Annotated in this window: 14 protein-coding genes; 12 read left to right on the forward strand and 2 right to left on the reverse strand. The window is 56.3% G+C overall.

All coding sequences use genetic code 11. The annotated features are described in order from the left end of the window. Positions 1-103 precede the first annotated feature (103 nt). The 3 genes from AC3WJN_RS04130 to AC3WJN_RS04140 all read left to right on the forward strand — a co-directional run bounded on the left by AC3WJN_RS04130 (position 104) and on the right by AC3WJN_RS04140 (position 2,446). Positions 104-598 carry a restriction endonuclease gene (locus tag AC3WJN_RS04130; RefSeq protein ID WP_007785580.1) on the forward strand — a complete coding sequence of 165 codons (495 nt, stop codon included), beginning with the start codon at positions 104-106 and terminating at the stop codon, positions 596-598. A 410-nt stretch (positions 599-1,008) separates the two neighbouring features. Next, positions 1,009-1,587 (forward strand): beta-class carbonic anhydrase, encoded by a 579-nt coding sequence (locus tag AC3WJN_RS04135; protein WP_005827311.1) that lies wholly within the window; start codon positions 1,009-1,011, stop codon positions 1,585-1,587. Between the two features lie 67 nt (positions 1,588-1,654). Further along, complete coding sequence (locus AC3WJN_RS04140) at positions 1,655-2,446, forward strand: metallophosphoesterase (protein WP_007785578.1); 792 nt, start codon at positions 1,655-1,657, stop codon at positions 2,444-2,446. On the opposite strand, the gene AC3WJN_RS04145 is transcribed toward AC3WJN_RS04140, so the two are convergent. Beyond that, positions 2,440-3,306 carry a LysR family transcriptional regulator gene (locus AC3WJN_RS04145; RefSeq protein WP_005827315.1) on the reverse strand — a complete coding sequence of 289 codons (867 nt, stop codon included), beginning with the start codon at positions 3,304-3,306 and terminating at the stop codon, positions 2,440-2,442. The two genes, AC3WJN_RS04140 and AC3WJN_RS04145, sit on opposite strands and share 7 nt — an antisense overlap. Positions 3,307-3,403: 97 nt before the next feature. On the opposite strand from AC3WJN_RS04145, the gene AC3WJN_RS04150 reads away from it, so the two are divergent. From AC3WJN_RS04150 to AC3WJN_RS04185, 8 genes are all read left to right on the forward strand, one after another. Further along, positions 3,404-4,198: a class I SAM-dependent methyltransferase gene (locus AC3WJN_RS04150; protein WP_005827317.1), complete on the forward strand. Its 795-nt coding sequence runs from the start codon at positions 3,404-3,406 to the stop codon at positions 4,196-4,198. Beyond that, positions 4,191-4,565 carry a VOC family protein gene (locus tag AC3WJN_RS04155; protein WP_005827320.1) on the forward strand — a complete coding sequence of 125 codons (375 nt, stop codon included), beginning with the start codon at positions 4,191-4,193 and terminating at the stop codon, positions 4,563-4,565. Before AC3WJN_RS04150 ends, AC3WJN_RS04155 begins: the two co-directional genes overlap by 8 nt. A gap of 1 nt (position 4,566) precedes the next feature. After that, positions 4,567-5,337 carry a class I SAM-dependent methyltransferase gene (locus AC3WJN_RS04160; protein WP_007785571.1) on the forward strand — a complete coding sequence of 257 codons (771 nt, stop codon included), beginning with the start codon at positions 4,567-4,569 and terminating at the stop codon, positions 5,335-5,337. Positions 5,338-5,481: 144 nt separating this feature from the next. Next, entirely contained in the window at positions 5,482-5,658 is a 177-nt protein-coding gene (locus tag AC3WJN_RS04165; RefSeq protein ID WP_005827324.1) for a DUF2759 family protein, read from the forward strand. Positions 5,659-5,767: 109 nt separating this feature from the next. Then, entirely contained in the window at positions 5,768-6,934 is a 1,167-nt protein-coding gene (steA, locus tag AC3WJN_RS04170; RefSeq protein WP_007785569.1) for a putative cytokinetic ring protein SteA, read from the forward strand. A gap of 9 nt (positions 6,935-6,943) precedes the next feature. Continuing rightward, on the forward strand, positions 6,944-7,501 hold the full coding sequence (locus tag AC3WJN_RS04175) for a copper transporter (protein ID WP_007785567.1): 558 nt from the start codon (positions 6,944-6,946) through the stop codon (positions 7,499-7,501). Beyond that, positions 7,488-8,180 (forward strand): glycosyltransferase family 2 protein, encoded by a 693-nt coding sequence (locus tag AC3WJN_RS04180; RefSeq protein WP_007785564.1) that lies wholly within the window; start codon positions 7,488-7,490, stop codon positions 8,178-8,180. The genes AC3WJN_RS04175 and AC3WJN_RS04180 overlap by 14 nt, the downstream gene beginning before the upstream one ends. After that, the gene (locus AC3WJN_RS04185) at positions 8,162-9,034 is read left to right on the forward strand and encodes a hypothetical protein (protein ID WP_007785562.1); all 873 of its coding nucleotides are present in this window, start codon (positions 8,162-8,164) and stop codon (positions 9,032-9,034) included. The genes AC3WJN_RS04180 and AC3WJN_RS04185 overlap by 19 nt, the downstream gene beginning before the upstream one ends. A 37-nt stretch (positions 9,035-9,071) precedes the next feature. On the opposite strand, the gene AC3WJN_RS04190 is transcribed toward AC3WJN_RS04185, so the two are convergent. Further along, the gene (locus AC3WJN_RS04190) at positions 9,072-9,332 is read right to left on the reverse strand and encodes a DUF2627 domain-containing protein (RefSeq protein WP_005827332.1); all 261 of its coding nucleotides are present in this window, start codon (positions 9,330-9,332) and stop codon (positions 9,072-9,074) included. Positions 9,333-9,506: 174 nt separating this feature from the next. On the opposite strand from AC3WJN_RS04190, the gene AC3WJN_RS04195 reads away from it, so the two are divergent. Next, positions 9,507-11,582 carry a sigma 54-interacting transcriptional regulator gene (locus tag AC3WJN_RS04195; protein WP_007785557.1) on the forward strand — a complete coding sequence of 692 codons (2,076 nt, stop codon included), beginning with the start codon at positions 9,507-9,509 and terminating at the stop codon, positions 11,580-11,582. The last annotated feature ends 108 nt before the right edge of the window (positions 11,583-11,690 follow it).

The following is an 11,690-nucleotide window of genomic DNA, read 5'->3' on the forward strand; positions in this document are numbered from 1 at the left end:
TCGCGTTTGGAATTTTGCTGGGACTTGCAATGGGAATCAGATTCTGGATTGATTCCATTGCCCAAGAGAAACTGCGACGCTCCGGCATTGCGGAAATAGAAAAATGGACGGCAGGCAGTTTGAACATTACCTTGGACTGCTGTTTCACTCACAAGGATACAAAACGACCGTAACAAGGGCAGCAGGCGATTACGGCGCTGATCTCATTCTGGAACAGAATGGACGGAAGGTAGCGGTCCAGGCGAAGCGATATAGTAAAAACGTCGGGATCGATGCCGTTCAGCAAATTGTGGGGGCACTTGCTCACTATGGAGCAAATGCAGCATGGGTTGTCACTAACAGAGATTTTACAGACGCCGCCTACAAGCTGGCCGCTTCAAATGGCGTTCGATTGATAAATCGCGAGGCGCTGATTGAAATGATCCAGCGCATGAATACTGCGGCAAAACCAAACCCGAAACAGGTGAGGGCGCAGTTCCCGCAACAAAAGCTGCAATGCGATCGCTGCGGTAGTCAAATGGTCGTACGCAAAAGTACAAAAGGCGAGTTTTACGGATGCAGCAGTTTTCCAAAGTGCAGGAATACGAAGGCAGTTTAAAACGATAGCGATTATGGAGCAGGCGATATATAACCATAACTGAGTGGCTAGGGTTCAACCATGAAGGTGCTGATATCAATCGCCAAGAGGTTTAGTCTAACAGCAGCCACGTATAGCAGACCATCGTCTTCTGCGCGATTGAGGTCTGCTGCGTCAGATAGTAATTTCTGCTCCATCTTCAGCCAGTACCAAAATATTCGCCATGAAAATTCCGCCTACGGTCACCTCTTTTGCCTAACGCAGAAGTCCGTCCCAGTGTCACTGATTTCCACCCCCTCACCTATCATTGTAAAAATTGTAAAAACATAGCAAAATCTCGCCGCCAATGTGCCCCAGTCGCTTGAACGATGCCAATAAGTATGTACAATAGAAAACATACTCCTAATTAAGAGCGAGGAAGGTGTTGCAACATGCGCAATTTGGATGAAATTCTCGCGTTTAACCGTGAATTTGTAGCGAATCGTGAATATGAAAAATATCAAACGACCAAGTTTCCCGACAAGCGCCTGGTTGTTCTCTCCTGCATGGACACGCGTCTGGAGGAGCTGCTGCCCAAGGCGATGAACATGCGCAACGGCGACATCAAGCACGTAAAAAGCGCCGGAGCCATCGTCTCTCACCCTTTTGGAAGTATCATGCGCAGTATTCTCGTGGCGATTTATGAACTGAATGCCGAGGAAGTGATCGTCGTCGGCCATTACGACTGTGGGATGAGCGCCATTGACAGCAAGCGGACGATGGCGAAGATGCTGGAGAAAGGCGTCTCTGCCCAAACCTTCTCCACCCTCCAGCACGCAGGGATCAATTTGCACAAATGGCTGCACGGCTTCGACCGGGTGGAGGAAAGTGTGCGCAACAGCGTGGAAACGATTAAAAAACACCCGTTGCTGCCGGCTAACGTCGACGTTCACGGCCTGTTGATCGATCCGGAGACAGGGCGCCTGGATGTCGTCGTAAATGGCTACGAGCGAACGGAAGCTAGTGAATGATCCAAAGCTTGTCACAGTCTCACGTCGAACCTTTTTGCATCGTTCGATGAAGTGGCTGGGAGGATTGGTGGGACTCGGGCTTGTGGCAGGTACATACGGCTATGCATGGGAGCGCACCTGGCTGCAAATCGAGCGGGTGACGCTTTCGCTGCCGCGACTTTCGAAAAGCTTCGACGGCTGCAAGCTGGTACAGTTCAGCGACGTCCACCTGGGGCACTATTGCAAGCCCGAGCAACTGCAAGGCATTCTCGACTTGATTCAAAACGAGCAGCCGGATATGATCTGCTTTACCGGCGATATCGTGGACCTGGAGACACAGTCGTTTTCCGCGGCTGTTCCGATGCTGGCCGAGTTGCAGGCGCCGCTTGGAAAATTTGCGGTGCTGGGCAACCACGACTACCGGGCGGGCCAGCAGCATGCGATTCGCCAAGGCTGGGCTGCCGCTGGTTTTGAGGTGTTGGACAACCGACATGTGGCGGTCGGCAAAAATGGCGACAGTTTGTACATAGCCGGAATCGACGACGCGCTGAACGGCGTGCCTGATCTGCCGAAGGCGCTGGTCGGGATTCCGGAGGCGGCCAGCGTCATCCTTTTGGCGCACGAGCCGGACTTTGCGGATGAAGCGGCTCGCTATCCTGTCGATTTGCAACTGTCCGGGCACAGCCACGGCGGGCAGGTGCGGTTGCCGTTTGTCGGGCATGTCCTGACGCCCAAGCTTGCGGCGAAGTACGTCAAAGGCTTGTACCGCGCAGGCGACAACCAGATGCCAGTGTACGTGAACAGAGGGCTGGGGACGACGATTTTGCCTGTCCGTTTTTTGTGCCGACCCGAATTGACAGTCTTTACTTTGCATCAATAAGCATCTTTGATCCATTGGACGAATTGCTGAAAAGCTTCGTCCTCTTTTTTTTGATGCAAATAGGCGATGAGAGTTGGGCGCTGCAGCGTGCCTTCCGCGATGTCGTGGGCGACGAGCCTGCCTTCCGCCAGTTCGCGCAGGATCGTTCGTTCCGGCAGCATTGTGATCCCGAGCTGGCGTTCCACCATTTTTTTGACCGCGCTGAAGCTGTCCAGCTCCATGATGACGTTGGGAAACACGCCGTTTCGCGCGAGAAAATGATCGATGCGCTGGCGGTAGGGGGCGGTATGGTTGCCGAACAAAATCATTTCCTGCGCGCCCCAGCTCGCAAAGCCCGGAAAGCGGCTGGCCCAGGGATGCTCGGGTGCCATGACGAGCAAGATGCGGTCGCTTGGCAAAAATTCCTGGTGGACGTGCGGATGGTACATCTCGCTGCCGAGAAAGGCGATATCGGCGGTGCCTGTCAACAGGGCGCTGAGCGACTCCTCGTACAGTGTCGAGCGGACGTAACAGGTAAAGCCGGGGTTCGCCTGGCGGTATTCGCCGATCAGGCGGGGCAGCTCGTAGGCGACAAACGCTTTTCCGGCGACAATCGTCATGGATTTCACCTGTTCTTTTTGCTCCATGAACGAACGCATCTGCTCCACGATGTTCGCCGCGATCGGCAGCAGGCGGCGTCCTTCCCCCGTCAAGCTCACACCGGAGGCGGTCCGCACAAACAGCGGGCTGCCGATTTGCCGCTCCAACTGCTTGAGCCGATGCGTCAAGGTCGATTGGGCGAGAAACAACGCCTGTGCCGCACGATTGATCGACCCGTGATGAGCGATCGTCAAAAAAACTTCCAGGCTTTCTTTGTCCACAAGAAACCCTCCTATTCAAAAACTCGATAACTGGTTAACCATATTCTATAACAAAGCCAACAAAAATTGGCATAAAATACGAGCAGGAGGTGGGAGTATGGACAAAAATCAGGAAGTAAAACAGGCCGTGCAGCAGCAATTCGGGAAAAACGCACAGGAGTACGTGCAGAGCAAAACCCACGCGCAAGGAGCGGATTTGCCGCTTATGGTCGAGTGGCTTTCGCCGCAAACAAGCTGGAAGGTGCTCGATATCGCCACGGGGGGAGGGCATGTTGCCCGCACGCTGGCACCGCTTGTCGAGCTTGTGGTCGCGACCGATCTGACCCGCCCGATGCTTGCGGCGGCAGCGCAGGCGAACGAGCAAGCGCCGAACATTTTGTACGTCCAGGCCGACGCAGAGGCGCTGCCGTTTCTGTCCGAAACGTTCGATCTGGTCACTTGCCGGATTGCGGCGCACCATTTTCCAGATCCGGCCGCCTTTGTCCGTGAGACGAGTCGCGTGCTGCGCCCGGGCGGACGGTTTTTGTTCATCGACAACGTAGCGCCGGAGGAAGAACAGCTCGCGGACTTCGTGAACCAGGTAGAGAAGCGGCGCGACCCAAGCCACGTGCGCTGCCTGTCGGTGAGCGAGTGGAGAGCGCTGCACGCGGCTTGCGATTTGCAGGAGCGGCAGGCACGGCTGCGGAAAAAACAGTTTGCCTTTTTGCCCTGGGTACAGCGGATGTCCGAATCACCGGAGCAGGAGCAGGCAGTCGAGCGAATGCTCCTGGAGGCGACTGCAGAGCAGCAACACTATCTCGGCGTGAAAATCGAGCAAGGAAGAGTTGTGGCGCATCAGATTGATGAATGGATGGTAATGTGCCAAAAAAAGGGAGGAAATGACGATGAGTAACCAGTTTGAATGGATCGGCTTGGATCACGTCCAGTTGGCAGCCCCGCCAGGAGCGGAAGAGGAGGCACGGCGCTTTTTCACAGGCTTGCTCGGCATGCCGGAAGTGCCCAAGCCGGAAAAGCTCCGGGCGCGCGGCGGCGCATGGTTCCGCTGCGGCGCCCAATTGATTCACCTCGGAATCGAGCAGGGCTTTGTTCCGGCGAAAAAAGCGCACCCTGCCTTTGTCGTGCAAAACATCGAGGCGCTGATCGCGCATTTGGAGCAGGCGGGCGTACCGATTCGGCTCGACGATGAAATCCCCGGGCTTGTCCGCTTCTTTACCGAAGACCCATTCGGAAACCGTCTGGAGTTTATGGAGGCGAAGTAGCATGAAAATGGATTTTCACGCCAAGGAAAACGAAGACAGCTACACAGGTCGAGCGGCAGACGCCACGTGGGCGAGCACCATGCTGTCTGTCGTCGATCCGCGCGACAAGCGCGTGGTCGATATCGGCTGCGGAGGCGGCATCTACAGCAAGGCGTGGGCGAAGCTGGGCGCTGCAAGCGTCACCGGAGTCGATTTTTCCAGCGTGATGCTGGCAGCGGCGCAAAAGCAATGCGCAGACGAGCCGCGCATCTCGTTCGTGCAGGGCGATGCGCTGGAAACCGGGCTGCCTGACGGCTGTGCCGATATCGTCTTTGCCCGGGCGCTGATTCACCATCTCCACGATCTGCGCGGATTTTTTTCCGAAGTAAAACGACTGCTCGCTCCCGGCGGCATTTGTCTGATTCAGGATCGAACGATTGACGACTGTGCCGTCCCGGCTTCCCAAACGCATCTGCGCGGCTATTTTTTCGAGCAGTTTCCGCGATTGCTTGAAGTCGAGGCCAAGCGTCGCCCGGCTGATCGGACGGTCCGGGCAGCGATGCAGCAGGCTGGACTTGCAAAAATCGAGCGGCTGTCGCTCTGGGAGGTCAGGCGCGTCTATGGCACTCTCGATGAGCTGGCGCGTGATTTGCGCTCGCGCAAAGGGCGTTCTTTGCTCCACGAGCTGACGGACGCCGAGCTGGAGCAGTTGGTGGACGCGATTTGCCTGAAGCTGTCCGGACATGAGACGATCAGCGAGCAGGATCGCTGGACGATATGGATAGGCAAATAAGTTTGTGGCACAATAAAAATAAACGTAATTGTGAATTTGTTTGTCACAAATTTGGATATGCTTGTCTCTTAATACGCGAGGATATATAATAATATTGCCATTGTATTATCGGTTAGCGTCATCATGTTGAAGGAGTTGTCGTACATGAAGATTGTGTTGTTTGATATTTTGATGTTCGTCTTCACGTTTTTTATCGCTTGGGGCTGTTTGAACTCGATTAAGGCGAAAAACAAATTCGCAATCGGATTTGGTTTGCTTTCGCTGGCGGTTTTCCTGTTTGCTGACGGTTTGATTATTTACTACATAACAAAGGGAGCCTAGTCAACAAGGCTTTCCGTCCGGCCAAAAAGAGGTTGTGCGATTCCTGCACAGCCTCTTTTTTGCATGCTCCAAGGAAATTTTTAGCATACTATTCCTGGAGGTGGAAAAGATGGGCAAGCGAAAACGTCTCGATTTTCTTACCTATACGGGAGTGATTGCTGCTGACCGCAAGACGAAGCAGCTTTGCAAACGGCTCCACCCCCACCATATCGCCGTCATCGATCATCCCGATGTGGATGAGATGGCGGCCAGGTCCTTGCTGGAAGCGGGGGCGAGGGTAGTTGTCAACCTGTCCGCTTTCATGACAGGACAGTATCCAGCCGAAGGAGCGCGGCTCTTGCTGCGAGCGGGCGTCGCTTTGTACGAGGCAGAGCGCGAGCCGGCAGAGCCGACCGCGTTGGAAGCGTGGAACGGCCAATTTGCAGCCATCCGTGAAGGCAGTCTGTACTTGAAACGAAAGGCGCAATGGGAGCTTGCCCTGTCGCTTCGCCACGTCACAGTGGAGGCGGTGCTCGGGAAGTGGGCCGAGGCGCAGAGCAGGCTGGATGATACGCTGTCCTTATTTATTGATAACACGCTCATGTACGCCAATAAAGAAAAAGACTTGTTTTTAAAGCCGCTCTGTCCCATGCCGCTGCGGACCAGACTGGAAAAACGGCACGTCGTCGTCGTCGTCCGCGGCAAGCATTACAAGGAAGATTTGCAGACGCTCTCCTCCTACATACGCGAATGCCGGCCCGTGCTCATCGGGGTCGACGGGGGAGCGGACGCTCTTTTGCAAGCGGGGTACAAGCCCGACCTGATCGTCGGCGACATGGACAGCATCTCGGACAAGGCGCTCTTGTGCGGGGCCGAAATCGTCGTCCACGCCTTTGTCGACGGGCTTGCTCCCGGAAAAGCCAGAGTCGAGCAGCTCGGGGTGGCGCATCACGTCCTGCCTGCGCCTGGCACGAGCGAAGATGTGGCGATGCTGTTGGCCTATGAGAAAAAAGCAGAGCTGATCGTGACGATTGGTGCCCATACGAACATGATTGATTTTCTGGAAAAAGGCCGCAAAGGGATGGCCAGTACTTTGCTGGTGCGCACGAAGATCGGCCCCAGGCTGATTGACGCCAAAGGAGTCAGCCAGCTCTACCAGCCGACTGGCTCGTGGAAGCTGTGGGGCTGGTGCATGGCGGCGATGCTGTTGCCTGTCACCGCTGCGCTGATGATTCATCCGATCGCCCGTCACGCGGCGCAAATGCTCTGGACGCAATGGCGGACCTGGGCTTTTTAAGGAGGCGCTATGATTTCTTTTCGGTATCATCTGATTACGTTGGCAGCCGTATTCGTTGCGCTTGGCGTCGGCATCCTGCTGGGAGGAACGGCGGGTCATCCGTGGTTTTCTGAGGGCGCCCAGGAAATTTTGGCGAAAATGGAGGCCAAATACGACCGGGCGCTGAAAAGCAACCACGATTTGAAGCAGCAAATCAATCGGCTGCTGCAGGAAGTGGAGCAACGCAACCAGGAAGTCGTCCACATGATGGCGATGCGCTACGGCAATGATCTCGCAGGGAAAAAAGTGTACGTCTGGCAGGATACAGACAAGGAAGCCAAAGAGATTACCCGGCTGATGCATTCGGTAGGCATCAACGTCGTCACTTATGAACGGGGCGGGACTTGGGAGGACGGCTTGCTGCTTGTGGTCGCGGGCCAGCCGCCGCCATGGCTGGAGCAGCGGACGGGTACGGGCAAATGGCTGCTGGTGGAGCAGGTGCCGGATTCGTTGGCCAAGCAATGGGCCTTGCTGGAAAAGGTGCAGCAAACCATGACAGAAATGAGGGTCGCGCGTGAAAAAAGTTAGCGTCATCATTCCTGCCTACAACGAAGCCGACGCGATCGGAGCGACGCTGCGAGCGATTCGCGAACGGCTTTTCTGCCATGAGCTGATTGTCGTCGACGACGGCAGCGAGGACGAGACGGCTGCTCTCGCCAAAAAGTGGGCCGATCTCGTCATTACCGTGCCGCGCAACCGGGGCAAAGGCGCTGCCGTCCAACTCGGCTGGCAACGGGCAAACGGCGATGTCGTCATGCTGCTGGATGGCGATTTGCGCGAGAGTGCGGCAGAGGCCGAGCATCTGCTTGCCCCTGTGATGGAGGATGCCTGCGATATGGCGATCGCGATTCTGCCTTCCCCGAGGCAAAAAGCGGGAATGGGTCTGGCCAAAGGGCTGGCTCATCGAGGGATCAAGTGGCTGACGGGCTTTGAGGCAAGCGCGCCCTTGTCCGGTCAGCGGGCCATTCGCCGCGACCTGTTGCAAAAGCTGGGGAAAATCGACAAAGGCTTCGGCATCGAGGTAAGTCTTACGGTAGATGCCTTGCGTGCAGGCTATCGCATCCGGGAAGTGCCCGTCGGGTTTTTTCACCGGGAAACGGGCAACGACTGGCGAGGCTACTCTCATCGCGGCAAAGAGTTTGTCGCCATCGGCCGGACGCTCTGCACAAAGTGGTGGGAGGGAAAGCCATGGCTGCACACGCCGTGATACTCGCGCTTTTCAGCGCACTCGTGTTGCCGCTCGTCCTGCAGCGTCCCATGCTCAGTTTCTGCTCGCAGATTCTCGCCAAAAAGCGCATGACCCGGCCCAATTATCGCGGCGAGCCAGTGCTGACGGCAGGCGGGCTGGTGCTTGTGGCGAGCATGGCCGTGACGATTCTCGTCCAGCTTCTGCATCTCGCGCTTGCAGGCGCTCCGCGCGAGGTGCTGGTGCAAGGCTTGCTGCTCGCCTGCGGAATGGCGGCGATGGCGTGCTGGGGCTGGATCGACGACAAGGCTGGTGACCGGATCACGAAAGGATTTCGCGGCCACTTCGGCGCGCTTTTGCGCGAGAGGCGCGTGACGAGCGGGATGGGCAAGCTGATTGGCGGCGGGCTGACGGCTGTCAGCGTATCGCTGTTCGTTTCGGCCGGCTTCTGGCCGTGGCTGGTCGCTTGCGGCTTGCTGGCGATTTCCCCGAACATCCTGAACCTGTTTGATTTAAGACCGGCGCGCGCGATCAAAGTGTTTTGGCTGCTCGTGTCGCTGGCTGCCATCGGGAGCGTTTCGGGGGGGACAACGGGGGAGCCGTCTGCGGTCTGGCTGTTTCTTCTGCCGGTTCTCGTCGCGACGGTTTTGTTTTTTCCGCACGATGCAGGCGGCCGGATCATGCTCGGGGATACCGGAGCGAATGCGCTCGGCTTTGCCATTGGCTATACATACGCGACGGCGACGCCGCTGTTTTGGCAAGCCGCCTTCCTGTGCGGCTTCGTCGCGCTTCAGGTCGCGGCCGAGTTCGTCTCGTTTTCGCAGGTCATTGAACAAAAAGCGTGGCTCAAAAGGCTGGACGAGTGGGGAAGATGAGCGCAATCAAAAACAGGCAGATTTTCACCTGCCTGTTCTACTCGTCGTCTTCTGCCTCGCGAATCATGAAGCGGGGTTGTACCCGATTTTTTTTGCGTTCGTGGTGCAAAATGAACCCGGCAATAAACAAGACGGGAATGGCGAAAGCAAGGACGCCGAGAATGAGCTTTCCCCACAGGAAGCTGACATCGGGTGCCGTCGAATAAAAAAAGGCGTCGCGGATCAGCTTGATCCCGTACATGGCAATCGCAGCCGGAATGACCATGATTAAGAGGGCAATGACTTTCTGTACGATCACTGGTGGTTCACACCTTTCTCTCTCATTCTTTCATCATATCGGATGCCAGTATGCTTGTCCACCGTCCGTCCCTGTGCACACGAGCGAGCGCACGTTAGGGAAGAGAGCCTGTCCATCAACGGTTTGTTGCAGTACAATGGTAACGAGTAAGATGAAAAGCGAGGGGTCTAGCGCATGCACAAGCTGCTTATAGTAGGTGCTGGACGAGGCGGTACGGCTCTGCTGCGGACGCTGAACCAGATGGACAGGCTGAAAATTGTCGCCGTGGTCGATCGGCGGCCAGACGCTCCCGGAATTGAGCTGGCGAGATCGCTGGGCATCAAGGTCGATTCGGATTACCGCCCTTATTTGGACGACGAGCTGGACGTGATTTTGGAAGCGACAGGGGACATGGAAGAATACGAGCAGCTCCGCCAGTTAAAGCGGGAAAAGACGGTGCTCATTCCGGGCACTTTCACGCGAATTGTCATGCGGCTCATCCGCGAGCGCGACAAGCTGATCGCGGCGATGATGCAAAACCAGCGCGAGCGCGAGACGATGCTCGACTCTACGCACGATGCCATTATCGGCGTCAATCGGCAAGGAGTCATCACGTTGTTCAACAAGGCGGCCGAACGCCTGATGGACATCGAGGCAAGCGAAGTGCTGGATACAAAAGTATCCGAGCGCATCCCCAACACCAGACTACATATTGTATTAGAGACAGGCTGCCCTGAGCTGAACCAGGAGCAGATTTTGCCGAACCAGACGCGCATTATCACGAACCGCGTCCCCGTGCGCAACGACAAAGGGGAAGTGGTCGGAGCCGTGGCGATTTTCCGCGACATTACCGAGGTGATGGCGCTCGCTGAAGAAGTGACCAATCTCAAGGAACTGCAGAGCATGCTGCAAGCGATCATTCAATCCTCGGACGAGGCGATCTCGGTCGTGGATCAGAACGGCATCGGCTTGTTAATCAATCCGGCGTACACGAGACTGACGGGGCTGACGCCGGACGATATTATCGGCAAGCCGGCTACGGTCGACATTTCCGAAGGCGACAGCATGCACATGCAAGTGTTGAAAACGAAGCGGCCTGTCCGGGGCGTCCCGATGAAGCTCGGGCCGAAGCGCAAGGACGTGGTCGTGAACGTCGCTCCGGTCGTCGTCGATGGCGAGCTGAAAGGCAGCGTCGGCGTCATTCACGACGTTTCCGAGTTCAAGCGGTTGACAGAAGAGCTGGAAAAAGCCCGGCGCATCATCCGCACGCTGGAGGCGAAGTACAGCTTCGCGGATATTATCGGCTACAGCGAGCAGATGAAAAGCGCCATCGAGCAGGCGAAAAAAGCGGCGTTGACGCCAGCGACCGTGCTGCTGCGCGGAGAGTCCGGGACGGGCAAGGAGCTGTTTGCCCACGCCATTCACAACGCGAGCGAGCGCAAGTACAACCAGTTTATCCGGGTCAACTGCGCGGCGATTTCCGAGAGCCTGTTGGAGAGCGAGCTGTTCGGCTACGAGGAAGGCGCTTTTACGGGAGCGAGGCGAGGCGGAAAGCGCGGCTTGTTCGAGGAAGCGAGCGGAGGCACGATATTTTTGGATGAAATCGGTGAGCTGTCCATGGGGATGCAGGTCATGCTTTTGCGCGTCCTGCAGGAACGGGAGGTCGTCCGGGTCGGGGGCACAAAGCCGATCAATATCGACGTCCGGGTCATTGCCGCAACCCATGTGAACCTGGAAGCGGCGATTGGCGCGGGACGTTTTCGCGAAGACTTGTACTACCGCCTCCACGTCGTCCCCATCCATATCCCACCGCTCCGCCAGCGGCTGGAAGATATCAAGCCGATTGCGATGTACCTCTTGCGCAAGGCGAATCTGGAATACGGCAGAAACGTCGAGGAGCTGCATGAGGAAACGTTGCAGATGCTGTTGTCCTACCATTGGCCGGGCAATGTGCGCGAGCTGGAGAACGTCCTCGGCAGGGCGATGATACATATGCGCATCAACGAACGCACGATCATGCCTGAGCATTTGCCTCCTTTGGAACGAAAAATCAGCAAGGCCCCAAAGGAAGCAGAGACGACGGCAGGCTCCACGGGGAAAACATTGAAGCAGGCGGTGGAGGAAGCGGAACGTCAACATATTATGCGCGAACTGGCTGCGGCCAAAGGCAATCGGACCTTGGCGGCCAAGCGGCTCGGAATTGCGATCCGCAGCCTGTACTACAAGATGGAAAAATTGGGAATCATGGATGAGCAGGAAGATGTAAAATGAATGCGCAAAAATTTGCGTGCAAATAATTGCGCGTTTGTGCAAAAAACTGCACACTTGACGAATGGAGAATTCATCCACATCCCCTCAAATAAAGCGCTTTCAAAAAAC

This window comes from Brevibacillus sp. FW306-2-1A-C05A, assembly GCF_058781555.1.